Annotated in this window: 19 protein-coding genes and 2 pseudogenes; 13 read left to right on the top strand and 8 right to left on the bottom strand. The window is 71.3% G+C overall.

Annotated features, from left to right (window positions below):
• Positions 1 to 11: 11 nt before the first annotated feature.
• Entirely contained in the window at positions 12 to 626 is a 615-nt protein-coding gene (gene coaE, locus ACFZBP_RS28625) for a dephospho-CoA kinase (protein ID WP_391417247.1), read from the top strand.
• A gap of 71 nt (positions 627 to 697) precedes the next feature.
• Positions 698 to 1,078: a tetratricopeptide repeat protein gene (locus ACFZBP_RS28630; RefSeq protein WP_391417248.1), complete on the top strand. Its 381-nt coding sequence runs from the start codon at positions 698 to 700 to the stop codon at positions 1,076 to 1,078.
• Between the two features lie 57 nt (positions 1,079 to 1,135).
• Here the strand turns inward: ACFZBP_RS28630 and ACFZBP_RS28635 are convergent, their stop codons facing one another.
• Entirely contained in the window at positions 1,136 to 1,465 is a 330-nt protein-coding gene (locus tag ACFZBP_RS28635; protein WP_391417250.1) for a DUF6343 family protein, read from the bottom strand.
• A 37-nt stretch (positions 1,466 to 1,502) separates the two neighbouring features.
• On the opposite strand from ACFZBP_RS28635, the gene ACFZBP_RS28640 reads away from it, so the two are divergent.
• Both ACFZBP_RS28640 and ACFZBP_RS28645 read left to right on the top strand, forming a co-directional pair.
• Entirely contained in the window at positions 1,503 to 2,423 is a 921-nt protein-coding gene (locus ACFZBP_RS28640) for an acyltransferase domain-containing protein (RefSeq protein ID WP_391417252.1), read from the top strand.
• 93 nt (positions 2,424 to 2,516) lie between these two features.
• Entirely contained in the window at positions 2,517 to 2,972 is a 456-nt protein-coding gene (locus ACFZBP_RS28645; protein WP_391417254.1) for a DoxX family protein, read from the top strand.
• 122 nt (positions 2,973 to 3,094) lie between these two features.
• Here the strand turns inward: ACFZBP_RS28645 and ACFZBP_RS28650 are convergent, their stop codons facing one another.
• Positions 3,095 to 3,634 (bottom strand): RNA-binding S4 domain-containing protein, encoded by a 540-nt coding sequence (locus ACFZBP_RS28650; RefSeq protein ID WP_383444904.1) that lies wholly within the window; start codon positions 3,632 to 3,634, stop codon positions 3,095 to 3,097.
• A 67-nt stretch (positions 3,635 to 3,701) separates the two neighbouring features.
• Between ACFZBP_RS28650 and ACFZBP_RS28655 the strand changes: the two genes are divergently transcribed.
• On the top strand, positions 3,702 to 4,406 hold the full coding sequence (locus tag ACFZBP_RS28655) for a uracil-DNA glycosylase (protein ID WP_383444907.1): 705 nt from the start codon (positions 3,702 to 3,704) through the stop codon (positions 4,404 to 4,406).
• A gap of 43 nt (positions 4,407 to 4,449) precedes the next feature.
• Entirely contained in the window at positions 4,450 to 5,451 is a 1,002-nt protein-coding gene (gene pip, locus ACFZBP_RS28660) for a prolyl aminopeptidase (RefSeq protein ID WP_391417257.1), read from the top strand.
• On the opposite strand, the gene ACFZBP_RS28665 is transcribed toward pip, so the two are convergent.
• A complete protein-coding gene (locus tag ACFZBP_RS28665) occupies positions 5,436 to 6,185 on the bottom strand; it encodes an FCD domain-containing protein (RefSeq protein ID WP_391417259.1) in 750 nt (249 codons plus the stop codon). The two genes, pip and ACFZBP_RS28665, sit on opposite strands and share 16 nt — an antisense overlap.
• 169 nt (positions 6,186 to 6,354) lie before the next feature.
• On the opposite strand from ACFZBP_RS28665, the gene ACFZBP_RS28670 reads away from it, so the two are divergent.
• Positions 6,355 to 7,839 (top strand): cytosine permease, encoded by a 1,485-nt coding sequence (locus tag ACFZBP_RS28670; protein WP_391417261.1) that lies wholly within the window; start codon positions 6,355 to 6,357, stop codon positions 7,837 to 7,839.
• Between the two features lie 5 nt (positions 7,840 to 7,844).
• On the top strand, positions 7,845 to 8,564 hold the full coding sequence (locus ACFZBP_RS28675) for an aspartate/glutamate racemase family protein (protein ID WP_383444919.1): 720 nt from the start codon (positions 7,845 to 7,847) through the stop codon (positions 8,562 to 8,564).
• Positions 8,565 to 8,610: 46 nt separating this feature from the next.
• Here the strand turns inward: ACFZBP_RS28675 and ACFZBP_RS28680 are convergent.
• The 4 genes and pseudogenes from ACFZBP_RS28680 to ACFZBP_RS28695 form a co-directional block, all read right to left on the bottom strand.
• Positions 8,611 to 8,979, bottom strand: a pseudogene (locus tag ACFZBP_RS28680) (GNAT family N-acetyltransferase); the annotation flags it as partial.
• A 21-nt stretch (positions 8,980 to 9,000) separates the two neighbouring features.
• Positions 9,001 to 9,192: pseudogene (locus ACFZBP_RS28685) on the bottom strand (hypothetical protein); the annotation flags it as partial.
• Positions 9,189 to 9,614 (bottom strand): RidA family protein, encoded by a 426-nt coding sequence (locus ACFZBP_RS28690; RefSeq protein WP_383444922.1) that lies wholly within the window; start codon positions 9,612 to 9,614, stop codon positions 9,189 to 9,191. The gene ACFZBP_RS28690 and the pseudogene ACFZBP_RS28685, both read right to left, overlap by 4 nt.
• A gap of 145 nt (positions 9,615 to 9,759) precedes the next feature.
• Positions 9,760 to 10,434 carry a hypothetical protein gene (locus ACFZBP_RS28695; protein WP_391417264.1) on the bottom strand — a complete coding sequence of 225 codons (675 nt, stop codon included), beginning with the start codon at positions 10,432 to 10,434 and terminating at the stop codon, positions 9,760 to 9,762.
• A 199-nt stretch (positions 10,435 to 10,633) separates the two neighbouring features.
• Between ACFZBP_RS28695 and ACFZBP_RS28700 the strand changes: the two genes are divergently transcribed.
• The 4 genes from ACFZBP_RS28700 to ACFZBP_RS28715 all read left to right on the top strand — a co-directional run bounded on the left by ACFZBP_RS28700 (position 10,634) and on the right by ACFZBP_RS28715 (position 13,865).
• The gene (locus ACFZBP_RS28700) at positions 10,634 to 10,780 is read left to right on the top strand and encodes a hypothetical protein (RefSeq protein WP_391417266.1); all 147 of its coding nucleotides are present in this window, start codon (positions 10,634 to 10,636) and stop codon (positions 10,778 to 10,780) included.
• Between the two features lie 54 nt (positions 10,781 to 10,834).
• The gene (locus tag ACFZBP_RS28705; protein ID WP_391417268.1) at positions 10,835 to 11,740 is read left to right on the top strand and encodes a nucleotidyltransferase domain-containing protein; all 906 of its coding nucleotides are present in this window, start codon (positions 10,835 to 10,837) and stop codon (positions 11,738 to 11,740) included.
• A 43-nt stretch (positions 11,741 to 11,783) separates the two neighbouring features.
• Positions 11,784 to 12,755 carry a serine/threonine-protein kinase gene (locus ACFZBP_RS28710; RefSeq protein WP_383444930.1) on the top strand — a complete coding sequence of 324 codons (972 nt, stop codon included), beginning with the start codon at positions 11,784 to 11,786 and terminating at the stop codon, positions 12,753 to 12,755.
• A 168-nt stretch (positions 12,756 to 12,923) separates the two neighbouring features.
• Positions 12,924 to 13,865 carry a hypothetical protein gene (locus tag ACFZBP_RS28715; RefSeq protein ID WP_391417270.1) on the top strand — a complete coding sequence of 314 codons (942 nt, stop codon included), beginning with the start codon at positions 12,924 to 12,926 and terminating at the stop codon, positions 13,863 to 13,865.
• Between the two features lie 332 nt (positions 13,866 to 14,197).
• On the opposite strand, the gene ACFZBP_RS28720 is transcribed toward ACFZBP_RS28715, so the two are convergent.
• Entirely contained in the window at positions 14,198 to 16,636 is a 2,439-nt protein-coding gene (locus ACFZBP_RS28720; RefSeq protein WP_391417272.1) for a SpoIIE family protein phosphatase, read from the bottom strand.
• 322 nt (positions 16,637 to 16,958) lie between these two features.
• Here ACFZBP_RS28720 and ACFZBP_RS28725 point away from each other — a divergent pair, with 322 nt between their 5' ends.
• Positions 16,959 to 17,183 (top strand): response regulator transcription factor, encoded by a 225-nt coding sequence (locus ACFZBP_RS28725; RefSeq protein ID WP_383444939.1) that lies wholly within the window; start codon positions 16,959 to 16,961, stop codon positions 17,181 to 17,183.
• Positions 17,184 to 17,298: the final 115 nt, after the last annotated feature.

The raw sequence follows: 17,298 nt of genomic DNA on the forward strand, positions 1-17,298 counted from the left end.
AGCTTCGGGACATGCTGAAGGTGGGCCTGACCGGGGGCATCGGTGCCGGTAAGAGCGAGGTGTCGCGGCTGCTCGTGGAGCACGGGGCCGTGCTGATCGACGCGGACCGGATCGCCCGCGAGGTCGTCGCGCCCGGTACGGCCGGGCTCGCCGCCGTCGTCGAGGCGTTCGGCGCGGACGTGCTCGCGGCGGACGGCAGCCTCGACCGGCCCAAGCTGGGCTCGATCGTCTTCGCCGACCCCGACCGGCTCGCCGTGCTGAACTCGATCGTGCACCCCCTCGTCGGCGCCCGCTCCCGTGAACTCGAGGAGGCCGCCGCCGACGACGCCGTCGTCGTGCACGACGTCCCGCTCCTCACGGAGAACGGCCTCGCGCCGCTGTACGACCTCGTGGTCGTCGTCGACGCCGGCCCCGATACCCAGCTCGACCGCCTCGTCCGGCTGCGCGGCATGACCGAGGAGGACGCACGCGCACGCATGGCCGCGCAGGCGACGCGTGAGCAGCGCCGGGAGATCGCGGACATCGTCATCGACAACGACGTACCGCTGGAAGAGCTCCAAAGACGCGTGAAGGACGTGTGGGACGAGCTCGTGCGCCGAGCCCATGCGGCCCAGGGGAGCCGGTAGTCCCTGGCGTCCCAGGAATAGCGGCGGCCCGTTCACGCGTTGAAGCCCTCCAGTGAGGGAAGGACATTGCCGTGCCCGAGACCAGCGGTTCCACCGGACGTACTCCGGAGACGCATGTCATCGACTACCGCGCCGCCGAGCAGTTGCTCGCCGCGCGGGACCCGCGGGGTGCGGTGAAGCTGCTCGACGAGGTCATCGCCGTGCACCCGGAGAACACCGCCGCCCGGCTGCTGCGCGCCCGTGCCTTCTTCGCCGCCGCGCAACTGCGACCCGCCGAGCTGGAGTTCACCATCGTCCTGGAGCGCGAGCCGGACAACGCGTTCGCGCACTTCGCGCTCGCCCGGACCTATGAGCGGCAGGGCCGGGGCAGCCAGGCCAAGCGCCACTTCCGGCTGGCCGCCGCGCTCGACCCGAACCCGCAGTACCTCAAGGCGGCCCGGTTCGACGCGTGACGGGCGGCAAGGGGGGATGAGGATTCGGTGCGGCAGACGGGACTTTGCGGACACGCCCTAGGGGCGGTGGTCGTCCGGCGGTGGCCGGTGGGGGCGATTCCCGGGAGTGCGGCCGTAGGGGCGGTTCTCCGGTGGGAGATACGGCGGGATGTCGCGGCCGGGCTGGTAGTGCGGGCCCTGGCGGATGTGTCTGAGGACCATGGCCGTGTCGATCGTGATCACCAGCCACAGCGCCGCGCAGGCCGCCGCCCAGCCGGGGCGCCCCACCAGCGCGAACGCGACGGTACCGAAGATCGTCCAGACCAGGCCCCACACGCACAGCCAGAAGCGGGCCCGCAGTGGACTGCGCGCTGTCGTCGGCTCACTGCCCGTACGCATCGGGATCATCTCTCCTTCTTGAAACGTACTCCTCGCAGGGGGCCTCGTGCTGCCGGACACCGATGAACTGGCCGAGGTGCTCCTCGACCTCGGAGTACCCCACGAGGACATCAACGACCTCGTGCGGATGGCCCCACGGGTGACCGACGACCCGGAGCTGCGGCAGGTCCTGGAGCGGTCCGTCGACGAGCTCGTCCAGGGGATGGGGGAGGTCGGCGGACCGGTCGACCTGCCCGACCTGGACTGGCCCTCCGGCGCGCTTCAGCGCTGCTTCCCCATATACGTCTTCGTCGCCGCGCTGCCGGCCACGCGCGCGTACCACCGCGAGCGCGGCGTCCCGGCCGACGTCAGCAGGCGCACCCTCGCCGACCTCGGGCGGAACATGGCCGTGCACCGCAGGCGGTACGGCCGGACGGGAGTGCAGGCGCCCTGGTGGCTCGTCCATCACTTCCGGGGCGAGCTCTACCAGTTGGGGCGGTTGCAGTTCGAGCGGGCGCGGCTCGGGCAGCGTACGGGGACACGGCTCGCGGCGGCCGGACTCGACGTGCGTCCGGGCACGCGCTGCCTCAACCTGCACATCCCCGACTTCCACGGGCCCCTGTCGCCGGCCGCGGTCGACCGGTCCCTGGCGCTGGCCCGGGAGTTCTTCGCCCTGCGCTTTCCGCAGGAGCGGTACCCGGTGGCGCTCTGCCACTCCTGGCTGCTGGACCCGCAGCTCAGGAAGTACCTGCCCGGGGACTCCAACATCGTCCGGTTCCAGGAGCGCTTCGGCGTCGCCCGCGAGGACCGGGAGCCGGCCGACACGGAGCCGGTGCAGTTCGTCTTCGGCGACCCGGAGCTCCCGGTCGAGAGCCTGCCGCGCCGTACGGCGGTGGAGCGGGCCGTCGGAGACCATCTGAGGGCGGGCGGTCACTGGTACATCGGGCACGGGTGGTTGCCGTTCGAGTCGCTCGACGGGCGTGCGTGAATTCCCGCCGTACGGCGATGAGTTCCGGGGCGACGCCCGGTCTACCTCTGTGACAGCACGACGGACCGCTCGACCGCTTCACGAGGAGACCCCATGTCCGAGACCACCGCCTCCGCTCCCACCGGCACGACCGCCACCGCCGTCGCCGAGTCCGCGACCCCGCGCGGTCGCCGGGCCCGTATCGCCCTGCGCGGACTGCAGATAGTGCTCGCTCTCTTCTACGCGGTCGCGAGCGCGCTGCCCAAGCTGATCGCGCACCCGTCGGCCGCCGAGAGCTTCGAGGAGATGGGCTGGGGCAGCGCGGGCATGTACGCCGTCGGCGTCCTCGAACTGGCCGGTGCCGTCGCCCTGTTGATCCCGGTGCTCCAGTCGGTGGCGGCGGTCGCCCTGGGCGCGCTGATGGTGGGCGCCTTCGTCGTCCAGATGACGTACTTCGATGGCGAGTACGCCATCACCCCGCTCATCCTGATCCTGCCGCTCGCCCTCATCGCGTGGGCGCGGCGAGGCTCGAACGCGGAGTTGCTGCGGCTGGTGCGGCGACGGGACTGACAGCTCTGACGGAACTGACGGGACTGACGACGGACTTGTACGGCGCGGTGGCGTCCGGTGGGCCGAGAGGCCGGGCCGGACGCCACCGCCGTATGTCATCCGGGTGTGTCACCAGCCGTGTGTCACCGCCCGCGTGGCTGTCCGGGGCCGCCGTCCATGAGGCCGCGCAGGCGTTCCATCTCGCGTCGGTCCCGCTTGGTCGGGCGGCCGGTGCCGCGGTCGCGGATGCCGGCCGGGGCGACGGCCTCGCGCGGCGGGGGAGGGGGCGAGTTGTCGACGTAGCACTGGACCGCCACCGGCGCCCCGACCCGTTTGCTGATGAGCCGCTTGACGACGACGATCCGCTCCCGGTTCTCCTGCCGCAGCCGTACCTCGTCGCCGACGCGCACCGAGTGGGAGGGCTTCACGTTGTGGCCGTTCACGCGCACGTGGCCGCCCTTGCAGGCGGTGGCGCCCATGGAGCGGGTCTTGACCAGGCGTACGGACCAGATCCAGCTGTCGATCCGGACGCTCTCGCCGCTGCGCGCACCGGCGGCCTCGGCGGCGGCCTCGGCCGCTGCGACCTGCGGGTCGACGGCCGGTTCGGTGCCGGACGCGCCGGGCTGCCCCTCGGCCGGGCCGCCGCTCGTCCCCTTGTCGTCCTCGTCATGCTCGGAAGCCATGCCCCGACCTTAGCTCGCGCAGGGGCCGTGTCGGCCGTACCGGTGCGAGTGTGATTACGGTGGAAACGTGGACGCCCTCACCGACCTCGACCGACGGATCGCGGGGTGTCGGGCCTGCCCGCGTCTTGTCGACTGGCGTGAGGAGGTGGCCCGCACCAAGCGTGCCGCCTTCGCCGACCAGACGTACTGGGGCCGCCCGGTGCCCGGGTTCGGCCCGCCGGACGCCCGGATGCTGATCGTCGGGCTCGCCCCCGCGGCCCATGGCGGCAACCGGACCGGCCGGATGTTCACCGGGGACCGCTCCGGGGACGTGCTGTACCAGGCGCTGTACGACGTGGGCCTCGCCTCGCAGCCCACGTCGGTCGCCGTCGACGACGGTCTGGAGCTGTACGGCGTACGCGTCACGGCCCCCGTGCACTGCGCTCCGCCCGCGAACAAGCCCACGCCGGGGGAGCGGGAGACCTGCCGGTCCTGGCTCGTACGGGAGTTGGGGCTGTTGCGGCCGACGCTGCGGGTGATCGTGGTGCTGGGGGCGTTCGGCTGGCAGGCGACGTTGCCGGCGCTGGTGGAGGCGGGGTGGCCGGTGCCCCGGCCGCGGCCGGCGTTCGCGCACGGGGCGCGGGTGGCGCTGGACGGGGCCGGTGGCCTCGACGGGCTCGACCTCTTCGGGTGCTTCCACGTCAGCCAGCGCAACACCTTCACCGGCCGGCTGACCCCCGAGATGCTGCGGGAGGTGCTGAGCACGGCGGCGCGAGCGGCCACTCTCACCTGAAATTGAGGCGACCGGACGACCGCGTGGACGTTACGTTGCCCGGATGCCCCTCTATCCTGAGATCGACCCGTACGACCACGGCATGCTCGACGTCGGTGACGGCAACCGCGTCTACTGGGAGACCTGCGGGAACCCGCGGGGCAAACCGGCGGTGGTGCTGCACGGCGGGCCGGGTTCCGGGAGCAACCCCTGGTTCCGGCGGCTGTTCGACCCCGCCGCTTACCGGATCGTGCTGCTCGACCAGCGCGGATGCGGACGTTCGACGCCGCACGCGAGCGCGTACGAGACGGACATGAGCGTCAATACGACCACGCACCTGATGGCCGATCTGGAGCTGCTGCGGGGGCATCTCGGGATCGAGCGGTGGCTGGTGTGGGGGGTGTCGTGGGGATCGGTGCTCGGGCTGCGGTACGCGCAGACGCATCCCGGGGTCGTGTCCGAGCTCGTCCTCACGGGCGTGGCCACCGGTTCCGACGCCGAGGTCGCCCTGTTGACCAGGGGGCTCGGGCAGTTCTTCCCGGAGGCCTTCGAGCGGTTCGTCGCCGAGGTGCCGGAGGCCGAGCGGGCAGGGAACCTCGCCGCCGCGTACAGCAGGCTGATCGAGTCGCCGGACCCGGAGGTGCGGGCGCGGGCGGCGCGGGCGTGGACCGACTGGGAGACGGCCATCGCCGCAGCACCGCCGCGTTCCGTGCCGCGCTACGAGGATCCGGTGTTCCGCATGGGCTTCGCGCGGACCGTGACGCATTACTGGGGCAACGGCCACTTCCTCTCCCTCGGCGAGGAGCAGGGCGAGGGCGGTGAGGAGGGTGTCGTCCTGCGGGACGCGCCCCTGCTCAAGGGCGTTCCGGGCACCCTCGTCCAGGGCAGCCTCGACCCCGGCAACCTGCTCGGCATCGTCTGGCGTCTGCACCACGCCTGGCCGGGCAGCGAGCTGATCGTCATCGACGACGTGGGGCACCACGCCGGGGCGCCGGGCATGGCGGACGCACTGGTGGCGGCGACGGACAGGTACGCGGGGCGCGAGTCGGCTCAGACGGGACCCTGATCGGCGGGACTCTGATCGGGAGGGCCCTGATCGGGAGGGCCCTGATCGGCGGGAGTCTGGTCGGCAGGACCTTGCTCGGCGTCCTCCCCGAACAGCTGCCGTACCGTCGACCGGTAGTTGGTCCGCACGTGGGCCAGCGCGTGCGACTTGGCCCGTGTCGGGTCGCCGGAGGCGATGGCCTCGTACAACTCGCGGTGTTCCACGAGGAGTTGGGGCCACTCCTCGTTCCGCCGGGTCATCCAGCGCAGGCGTCCGGCGACCGGTTCCAGGGCCTCGATCAGCAGGTTGTTGCCGGCCATGGCGATGATCCGGTCGTGCAGGCGGCTGTTGACGTCCGTGATGGTCTCCGCGTCGCCGGCCTCGGTCGCGGTGGCGGCCTGGTCGAGGAGCCGCTCGACCTCGGCCAGGTCCTCCGGGGTCGCCCGGGCCGCCGCGAGTCCGGCCGCGTACACCTCCAGGGCCTCGCGCAGTTCGAAGAGCTCCTTGACGTCGGCCGGGGTCAGTCGGCGCACGACCGTACGGCGCGCCGACTCGAAGTGGACGAAGCCCTCGACGACCAGGGCGCGGATCGCCTCGCGGACCGGCACGCGCGAGACTCCGAGGCGCTCGGCCAGCTCCCGCTCGACGAGCCGGTCTCCGGGGCGCAGACGTCCGGCGATGATGTCCTGCCGCAGGGTCGCCAGGACGCGTTCCCGTACCGCGCCGATGGGTTCGATCTTCGTCGTGGAGCTCATGGGGCCATTTTGGCTGACCCGGGGTGTGTTTTACGGAGCGTTAACAAGAGCGACATCGGTCAGAACTGTTGACGGGAGGACTATGTCGGCAGTTTGGTATACCAAACGCCGCCTATCGTGGGCGGCACCTCCAAAAGCAGTCCTCCGTCCCCTGGCTCCTGGAGGCCCCGTGTCCCTCGCCGACCGTGCCGAAGTCACCGGCACACCAGCGTTCGTCCCCGATCCCAGGCTCACCAACGAAGACCTCGCGCCCGCGGACAAGCGCAACTGGAAGGTCTTCGACCTCTTCGCGCTGTGGATGTCCGACGTCCACAACCTCGGCAACTACACCTTCGCGGCCGGTCTGCTGGTCCTCGGCATGAACGTGTGGCAGGTCTTCACGTCCCTGCTCGTCGGCTTCGTGCTCATCTACGTCGGCATGAACTGGATGGGGAAGATCGGCCAGCGCCACGGTGTCCCGTTCCCCGTCGTCAGCCGCATCAGCTTCGGAGTCTGGGGCGCCAACATCCCGGCGCTGATCAGGGCCGTGATCGCCATCATGTGGTACGGCATCCAGACCTATCTGGCGTCCGTGGCCGTCAACGTGATGCTGTTGGCCGCCTGGCCGGGCCTGGAATCCTGGACGCACAGCTCCTTCCTGGGCCTGCACGCGCTCGGCTGGGTCTCCTTCCTCTCCCTCTGGCTCATCCAGGCGTTGATCATCAGCCAGGGGATGGAGTCGGTGCGGAAGTTCCAGGACTTCTGCGGTCCGGCGATCTGGGTGGTGATGATCGCGCTGGCGGTCTGGATCCTGGCCAAGGCCGGCTGGACGATCTCGCTCACGTCCACCCCGCACCCGGTCTCCGTCGGCGAGCAGTGGCGGCAGTGGTTCGGCGCGATTGGCCTGATCCTCGCCACGTACGGCACGCTGATGCTCAACTTCTGCGACTTCTCGCGCTTCGCGCCCGACTACCGCACGGTCCGCAAGGGCAACTTCTGGGGTCTGCCCATCAACTCGACGGCCTTCGTGGTCGTCTCGGTGATCGTCACCGCCGGTTCGCTGGAGGTCTTCGGCGAGGCCATCACGGACCCGGCTGAGCTGGTGGCTAAGGTCGGCAACACCTGGGTGCTGGTGCTGGCCGCCCTGACGTTCGCCATCGCCACCATGGGTGTCAACATCGTCGCCAACTTCGTCTCCCCGGCGTACGACCTGGCCAACGTCTGGCCGCAGAAGATCACCTTCAAGGTCGGCGGCATGATCAGCACGGTCGCGGCGCTGGTGGTGACGCCGTGGAACCTCTTCTCGAACCCGACCGTCGTCAACTACTTCCTGGGCGGCCTCGGCGCCTTCCTGGGCCCGCTGTTCGGCGTGATCATGGTCGACTACTACCTGGTCAAGCGTGGCCGGGTGGACGTCGAGGAACTGTTCTCCGCCGAGCCCGGCTCGCGCTACTACTACCGCAAGGGCGTCAACCCCAAGGCGCTGTGGGCGTTCCTGCCGTCGGCGGGGGTCGCGGCGGTGCTGGCGCTGGTGAAGACGTTCAGCGATGTGTCGCCGTACTCCTGGTTCATCGGGACGGCGATGGCGGCGGGTCTCTACCTGCTGCTGTGCCGCGGTGAGCGCGCCGAGTCCGCTGCCGCGCCGGCCACCAAGTCCGTGACGCGGGAGGTCTGAAGGACGTGCGGATCGTCGTCACCAACTGCAACACCACGCAGGAGATGACCGAGGAGATCGTACGAGGTGCCCGGGCCGCCGCAGGCCCGGGCACCACCGTGCTCGGACTGACCCCCGCGTGGGGGCCGGAGTCGGCGGAGGGCTGGCTCGACAGCTACCTCTCGGCGGCGGCCGTGATGGACGCGCTGCGGACGTACGAGGGTCCCGAGTACGACGCGGTCGTCATGGCCGGGTTCGGGGAGCACGGGAGGGAGGGCGTACGGGAGCTGGTGGACGTGCCGGTCGTCGACATCACCGAGGCCGCCGCGCATCTGGCCTGTCTGCTCGGGCGGCGGTACGGCGTGGTGACCACGCTGGAGCGGTCGTGCGGCCAGATCGAGGACAGCCTGGAGACCGCCGGGGTGGGCCGCAACTGCGTCGCCGTCGTCGGTACGGGGCTCGGCGTGCTGGAACTGGAGGACGGCGAGCGCACCGAGTCCGCCTTCCTGACGGCCGCCGAACGGGCCCGCGACGCCGGCGCCGAGGTCCTGGTGCTGGGCTGTGCCGGGATGACCGGGTTGCAGCGGACCGTGGCGGAGAAGCTGGGGGTTCCGGTGGTCGACGGGGTGGCGGCGGCCGTCAAACTCGCCGAGTCACTGGTGGGGTTGGGGCTCACGACGAGTCGGGCCGGGACGTATGCGAAGCCGTTGCCGAAACGGCGGGCGTGGGGGGCGTCTCCGGGCTGATCGGGGTGACGGCGGAGGGGGTGACGGGGGGCGGAGTGACGGGGGACGGAGTCCAGACGTACCGCACGTCCGGCTCCCGCTCCTCGTTGGCGCTGCCGTCCGTGCGTTCGACGGCGACGAAGCCGTGGCGCTCGTAGAAGCGGTGGGCGGGCTTGTTGACCTGAAAGGTCCACAGGCTCAGCCCGCCCGGTCTGCGTCGCTTGGCGAGATCGACGAACCGGTCGCCGAGGCCGCGGCCCCGCTGGTCGGGATCGAGGTAGAGCTGGGAGAGCTCGTCGTGGTCGAGCACCATGAGGCCGATGAGGTGGTTGGCGGCCTCGGTTGCTTCTGCTGGCTCGAGGGCTTCGGCTGCCTCGGTTGCTTCGGCTGGCTCGACGGCCTCGGTTGGTTCGGCTGGCTCTGCGGCCTCGACGATCTCGGCGGTCTCGCTTGCGTCTGCGGCATCGGCGGCATCGGCGACCCAGGTCTCCCTGAGCGGGACCACCACCTCCCGGAAGTAGGCCCGCACCTCGTCGTCGGAGTGCGGCCGGACGACCGTCGGCAGGGCGGCGGCGAAGGACCGCAGCCAGAGGTCGGCGGCGGCAGCGGCGTCGGCCGCGGTGGCACGGCGGAGCACGACCGGCGTCATGGCCGCGACCCTTCTGCCGGCCCCTCGGGAACGACCGCCGTGGCCGTGATCTCCACCAGCTGCCCCGTGTACCCGAGACTGGCCACGCCCAGGAGCGTCGACGAGTGCGGACCCGCGCTCAGTCCCGATGCCTCGACGACGTCCCAGACGGCCGACAGCACGGCGGTGTCGCCGCTCACCACGTACACATCGGTCGACACCACGTGCGCCAAGTCGCTGTCGACCAACCGCAGTTGCTCCTCCAGGTTGGCGATCACCTGCTCGGCCTGCCGCACGGGGTCACCTTCGCCGACAAGGTTCCCGTCACCGTCCAGCGGCACGGAACCGGCGAGGAAGGCGAGCCTAGTGCCGGCCTCGACGACGGAGGCGTGGGAGTAGGTGGGGGGAGGGAAGAGGGTGGCGGAGGTGACTCGCCGGATCATGGGCGCTCCTGGGGTGCCTGAGAGGTGGTGGCGGTGAACAGTGGTGAGCGGTGGGGAATGGTCTCGTGGTGACAACTTGCCGATCATCCGGGGGCGGAGCCGCATACGCATCCGAATTTCCGTCCCGGAAGCCGCACCCGGGATGTCATCCCGGCGGTGGACCGCACTGCCGTTCACGCAGTTGGCGTTCGCACTCCCGTGCAAGGGGTGGGTACGCCTCGGAGATGGCGGCGTAGATGCGGTGGCGCAGCAGTTCCTCCGCTGCCGCGCGGCCGGTGCGGCCGTACAACTCGTCGAGGATCTCGTCGTAGCGGGTGAGTCGATGGCTCAGATAGTCGACCTTCCAGCGGGCGAGCGCGCCGGGCTCGGCGCCGCTGACCGTGGCAGGTTCCACGACATGGCCCGACCGCCGGGACGCTCGCTCCTCATCCATGCGGTTGCGATGCTCGACGGCCAGCGCCGCCAGCCTGTCGGGGGCCAGCCGCGGCACCTCGATGGGCTCCGCCGCGATCCGCGCCAGCACCTCCCGTCGCCTGCGCAGCGCGGCGGCCCGCGCGGCAGCGGAACGCCTCGCGGCAAGCGCCGCAGCGGCGCGGAACTCCTCGCTCCGCTCGACGGCCTCCACGCGTTCGATGCGGTAGAGACGGGTCTGCGGGACGGCGTCGAAGTGCGGGTTGCTGCGCAACAGATCGGGTTCGCCGAGCAGTTGGCGCATCATGCCGGGGGTCCAGCCGCGGGCTCGTAGGCCGGATGTGGAGAGGTGGCTGCGGGGTGGTTCGACCTGGTTCAGGTCCTCTGAAGTCTCCTCGTGCGCTGTCATCGCCGCTTCCCCCGTCATCAATCGAATGGTCACGTTGAGTGACGAGTCCATTGATAGCGGGTGCCACTGACAATGCCGCGGTGCAGCTGCGCTACTCGGTGAGCAGTGGCGCAAGGACTCTCGGCCCGCTCGGCTCCGCCCGTTCACCAGCACGCGGCATCCGCGCCTCGCGGCGTACGAGGCCTGCTGCCCGGCGGAAGTGGCACCCCTGGACCACGAGGCGGCATGGCCGGATGCCGAGGCGATGCGAGCCGAACTGGCCGCGCTGCGGGGCCCGTTGATGCGGATCGTGGAGGGGCTGGGGGGTATCTCGGGGGCCGGCTTCGGGGTGGCGGCGACGGGATGAGGGCCGGGGCGTAATCGTGTGGAGCCTCGGCGGGCTAGTCCATACGCTGCGTTCATGCTGGCTGATCCCGACCCTGCTCTCCCTGACCCCGGTGGTCCCGACCCTGGTCTTCCTGACCCTGGTGGTCCCGGGCCCGCCCTCCCCGACCCCGCCTTCCTCACCCACACCGCCGACCGCCTCGCCTCCCTCCCCGCCGTCCGGGCCGTCGCCCTCGGTGGATCCCGGGCGCAGGGCACGCACGGGCCGGACAGTGACTGGGACTTGGCCGTCTACTACCGCGGGGCCTTCGATCCGGAGGATCTCCGGGCTCTCGGCTGGGAGGGCGAGGTGTCGGAGGTCGGTGGCTGGGGCGGGGGTGTGTTCAACGGGGGAGCGTGGCTGACGGTCGAGGGGCGGCGGGTGGATGTTCACTATCGCGATCTCGACGTGGTGGAGCGGGAGTTGGCGGAGGCGGAGGAGGGGCGGTTCCGGGTGGAGCCGTTGCTGTTCCATCTCGCGGGGATTCCCAGTTACCTGGTGGTGGCCGAGTTGGCGATCAACCGGGTGCTGCGGGGTGAGTTGCCGAGACCGGCCGACTATCCCGAGCGGCTGCGTCGGACGGCGAGCGAGCGTTGGTACGGCACCGCCCGGGCCACGCTCGGTTATGCGCGTGCCAACCATGCCCCGGCCGGTCGGCTCACCGAGGTCGCGGGTGCCCTCGCCACGGCTGCCGCGCAGACCGGGCACGCCGTGCTGGCGGCGCGCGGGGAATGGGTGACGAACGAGAAGCGGCTGCTGGAGCGGGCGGGGCTGCGGGGTGTGGACGACGTCGTCGGGGCGTTGGGCGGTGCCGGCGGCGAGGCGCTCGGCTCGGCGCTGAGCTCGGCGGTCGGTGAAGCGGAGCGGCTCTTCGAGCGGGCGATGGACGGGGCCGTGGCGGCCCTGGAGGGGTGTGGCCCGGCGAGCGGATCCGCTGGATAATTTGTCCATGTACGCAGCGTTTGTCGGTGGGTGATGCGCGGCGATGGGTGCGGGACTGGTCGGGGAGCAGATCGCGGGCTACCAGGTGGAGTGCGAGCTCGGTCGTGGGGGCATGGCCGTGGTGTACCGGGCGAGGGACCTACGTCTGGAACGCACGGTGGCGCTGAAGCTGCTGACCCCGGACATGGTCCGCAATGACACCTTCCGCCGCCGTTTCGCGCACGAGCAGCGGGCGGCAGCGGCGCTCGACCACCCGCACATCGTGCCGATCTTCGAGGCCGGTGAGACGGAAGGCGTCCTGTACATCGCCATGCGGTACGTCCCGGGCCTGGACCTGCGGGCCCTGCTCGACCGGGACGGCCCCCTGCCGGTCGCGACGGCGGTACGTATAGCCGCACAGGTGGCGTCCGCCCTGGACGCGGCCCATGAGCACGATCTGGTGCACCGGGATGTGAAGCCCGGCAACGTGCTGGTGGCCCGCGGTACCGACAGCGACCACCCCGAGCACGTCTATCTCACGGATTTCGGGCTGACGAAGAAGTCGCTGTCGCTGACCGGGCTCACGTCCGTGGGCGAGTTCGTCGGCACGCTCGACTACGTGGCCCCGGAGCAGATCGCCGGCCGTCCGGTGGACGGCAGGTGTGATCTGTACAGCCTCGCCTGCGTCGTCTACGAGACCCTCGCCGGCGGCCCGCCCTTCGAGCGGGACGACAGCATGGAACTGCTGTGGGCCCACCAGTACGACCAGCCGCCCGCCCTGAGCGAGAGGCGGCCGGGAACCCCGCCGGAGATGGACGAGGTCGTGGCCCGCGCCCTGGCCAAGGTCCCCGAGGATCGCTACGACACCTGCCTGGACTTCGTGGCGGCCCTGCGCAGGACGGCGGGGGGTGCCGAGCGGGAGCCGGAGCCGCAGGAGGCTCCGCATCCGCCGACGCAGGTGGACCGGGCCGTGGGGCCGTCCCCGCATCCGCCGCTGTGGGCCCGGCCCGTCTTCGATCGCCGCCCCGGTCGCTGACCGGCCCATTGTGCCAGTACCTCACCGCTTCGGGTCCGTCAAGTCCCGAGCCCTCGGAACGTGACCAAGCGGGACGAAGCGGGCCTACTGGAAGTGCGCCTCACCGGAAACGCCGGATCGAACGAGGCACCAGGGCCCCGCCAAGGGCCACTCACTCCAGAAGGAACCATGAACTCTTCCACCCGCACTCGCGACAACGTCCGTTCCAAGCGCCGTCTGGGCCTGACCATGGCGGCGGTGTCCGCCGCGGTCGTCACCGGCGGTGTCATCCTGCCGGCCACCGCCGCGACGGCGACCCCGATGTCCTCCGAGTCGGCGGCGGCCGTGGCGCCCCAGGCCAAGGGCAAGGACCACGGCAAGGACAAGCGCAAGGACAAGCGCGAGGACAAGCACAAGAAGAACTACTGCTGGAGTGACGACCACAAGGAGCGCTTCAAGGAGGAGGACAAGAGCCACAAGGGCAAGGACGGCAAGGACAAGGGACACAAGGGCAAGAACCACGAAAAGTGGGAGAAGAAGTACTACTGCTGGGCGGGCGGCCAGAAGTTCTACTGGTCGGAGAAGTACGAGTGCTACTTCGTGGTGATCAAGCACGCCAAGCGCTACTTCTGGGACAGCCACAAGGACTACTACTACTTCGAGAAGCACTACAACGAGTGGAAGGTCGAGATCCACCACCACTTCTGGGAGGACAAGGACCACTGGAAGGACGAGGACGAGGCGAAGGACAAGCACGAGCACGAGGAGAAGGGCGAGCACGGGGAAGGGACCGAGGACGGGTCCGGGACCGAGGACGGCACCGACGCCGGGGACGACACGGCTGACCAGGGCACCGGCAGCGGCACCGAGGACGGCACCGGCACCGAGGACGGCACCGGCACCGAGGACGGCACCGGGACCGAGGACGGCACCGAGACCGACGACGGCACGGCCGACCAGGGCACCGAGAACGGGACCGGCACGGAGACCGACGACGGTACGGGAGAGCAGGGCACCGAGAACGAGACCGGCACCGGCACCGAGGTGCAGCCCCAGCCCGAGGCGCAGCCCGAGCCCGAGGCGCAGCCCGAGCCGGGAGCCCTGGTCGACGAGCCCGCCCCGGCCGTGTAAGTCCGGACGGTAGTACCACGACATCCACTCCGACGGGGTGAAGGCACTCAGACCTTCACCCCGTCACCTTCTCCCGAGAGGAACCACCGCTCATGTCCCCCCAGCTCTGGCAGCGCGACCTCGCCCAGATAGCCCACCCCCGCTCGATCGCCCCCGGCGCGGCCTGTACGGCATCCACGCATCCCCCCATGCCTCCCCCCACGCATCCCCACGCGGCGTCCGCGCCCGGAACCCGCCGACCCGCCGAGGCGCACCCCGTGAACCGGCTGCCTGGCACCGGCCCTCGTCATCACACCCGGGCTCCCCCGGGCTCTCTCCCCCGGGCTCCCCGGTCAGGCCGGGTTGAGGAACTGTTCGGCCCAGACCGTCTTGCCGGTGGCCTCATGCCGAGTCCCCCAGCGCTGGGCGAGCTGACCGACCAGCAGCAGGCCCCGTCCGCCCTCGTCGAACACCCTGGCGCGGCGCAGGTGCGGGGCCGTGCTGCTGGAGTCGAAGACCTCGCTGATCAGGGTGCGGCCCTCGTGGATCAGGCGCAGCCGGACGGGCCGGCGGCCGTAGCGCAGGGCGTTGGTGACCAGCTCGCTCACCACGAGTTCGGTGATGAACCCGGCCTCCTCCAACTGCCAGGTGGCCAGCTGGTCGGCGGCCAGCCGGCGGGCCCGGGCCACGACCGTGGGTTCGAACTCCAGCTCCCAGGTGGCGACCCGGTCGGCGCCGAGGCAGCGGGTGCGGGCGGCGAGCAGGGCGATGTCGTCGTCCGGCGGATGGGTCAGCATGGCGGCGAGGAGCCGGTCGCAGACCGTGTCCGGCGTCGGCGCGGGGCGGGCGAGGGTGGCGAACATCTTGTCCAGGGCCTCGTCGATATCGTGGTCGCGAGCCTCCAGCAGACCGTCGGTGTACAGCGCGATCAGGCTGCCCTCGGCCAGTTCGGTCTCCACCGTCTCGAACGGCAGGCCGCCGAGGCCCAGGGGCGGACCGGGCGGGACGTCGAGGAAGCGCACCGCACCGTCGGGCGCGACCACGGCGGGCGGAGGGTGGCCGGCCCGGGCCAGGGCGAGGTGCCGGGAGATGGGGTCGTAGACGGCGTAGAGACAGGTGGTGCCGATCCCCGCGGCGCCCTCCGCCTCCTGCGGCCCGGCCTCCTCGGCGGACAGGTGCACCACGAGATCGTCGAGGTGGGTCAGCAGTTCGTCGGGCGGCAGATCGACGTCGGCCAGGGTGCGCACCGCCGTACGGACCCGGCCCATGGTCGCCGCGGCCCGCACGCCGTGGCCGACCACGTCGCCCACGACCAGGGCCACCCGGGCGCCCGACAGCGGGATCACGTCGAACCAGTCGCCGCCCACCCCGGCCCGGCCGCCGGCCGGTAGATAGCGGGTGGCGATGTCCAGGGCGTGCTGGTCGGGCAGCGTCTGCGGGAGCAGGCTGCGCTGGAGGGTCATGGTGGTCGTACGTTCCCGGCCGCGCTGCCGGGCCCTGCGGATGCCCTCGGCCGCCGCGCTCGCGAGCTGCTGGGCCAGCCACACGTCGTCCGCGTCGAACGGCTCCCGGCGCCGGTGCCGGCCCAGCAGCACGGCACCGAGCATGCCGCCGCCCTGGGCGCGCAACGGCACCACCATCACCGAGTGCACCCGCGCCCGGCCGATCCAGGCGGCCTGCGGGTCCTCGTCGGCCCAGCGCGCGATGGCCGCCTCGCCCACCCCGTACACGGCCGCCTGCCCCTCGATCAGGCATCGGGTCACCGGTGAGACCGCCGGGTAGCGCACCGACTCTCCCGGTGTGACGCGGGCGCCGCCGTCGTCGACGACGGACCGCATCGCGACCCGGTTCAGCACGGCCCGCCCCGCCGACTCGGCCGACAGCACGGGGTCCGCCTCGCCGCTGCGCCGAAAGGCGTCCAGCACCTCGACCGAGACGTAGTCCGCGACGGCGGGTACGACCACCTCGGCCAGCTCCTGTGCCGTGCGCTCGGCGTCCTCCGTGGTGCCGATGCGGGGCAGGGCCTGCAGCAGCATCCGCTGCCGGGCCGGATCGCCGCCCGCCGTGTGGTACGCCACCAGGCACACCGCACGGACCTGGCCCTCGTCGTCCTTCAGCGGGGCCAGCGACGCCGGCCAGCCGCCCTCAGCGCCGACACCCCCCGGGCCCATCACATCCGCGACATGCTGGATCCCGCCCCCGTCGAGAACGAGACGCATCGCCGCCTCGGCCCGATCGCTCAGCGGATGCGGCGCGAGCTCCGCCAGACGCCAGCCGTGCATTTCCTCCGCGCTCAGCGACAGCGCGCCCTCCAGGCCGGCGTTCGCCGCCACCAGCCGCAGCTCCCGGTCGAACACCCCTACGCTGCACGGCAGTTGACGCAGCACCCAGTCGCCGAGCATCCCGTCCCTCGGCAGATCCTCGCCCGGCGACGACGGCCCCCCGGCGGCGCCCGCCACCACCAGCCACTCGGCCGCCGCTCCACCGGACGTCCTCCGGTGCGCCAGCAGCCGCCGCGGCAGCTGGCGCCCGTCCCGGTGCCGTAGGACCGCCGAGCCGCTCCAGCCCCGCCGCCCGGCCGCGACCCGCCGTACCCGTTCCTCGATGTCATCGGCCACCAGCAGGGCCGCCGGACGGCCCACCACGTCGGCCGGTCCGTAGCCCAGGAGCCGCCCGGCCCCCTCGCTCCACCCGGTCACGATGCCCCGGTCGTCCACCGTGGCCGTGCACGGCTCCTGCGGTGCGGCGCTCGCCCGCGCCCACTCGCCGGAACGGGAGGAAGGACGCGCCATCACCGCTCCTCTCGCCGTTCACCGTTCACCGCTCACGTGCCGGCACCCCTCTGACCAGCATGATCCCGGCGCACACCAACCACAACCGGAGGCGGTGTCGGCACGGGACCGCGCCTGTGACACGCCTGTGACAGCGGGCGGACGCGGTGATGACCTCGCCCAAACATTCTCTTTACAAGGGGCAAAACAAAGTATTCAGGCATTCAGTCGTCACCAGCCACTGCTGCCAGTCATTGCCCTCTGCTTCCAAGGGTGTGAGCAGAAACGACCGTGCCGACCAGCCGGTGAAACAACCGTGCCGACCAGCCGGGAGAACACCCCCATGCACCCCACCCCCACCGCGACCCGCACCACGACCCCCTCGCTCACCCCGCGCGAACTGGAGACCCTGCGCCACATCGCCGCCGGCCGCACCTACTGCCAGACGGCTCGCCACATGGGCCTCTCCCAGCACACCGTCGACACCTACCTGCGTCGCATCCGGGCCAAGTTCGACGTCAACACCACCGCCGAACTCACCCGGCTCGCCATGGCCCTCGGCCTGTAGTCCGGCCGCAGTTCGCTCTGTAGAGCCGGCCCGGCGCAGTTGCGTTCATAAAGAACGCGGCCTTTCCCGGCATCGTCACATCCCCGAAATACGACCGTCCCATCCCCTCCAGGAC

Source organism: Streptomyces sp. NPDC008086, from assembly GCF_042957325.1.
GTDB lineage: Bacteria > Actinomycetota > Actinomycetes > Streptomycetales > Streptomycetaceae > Streptomyces.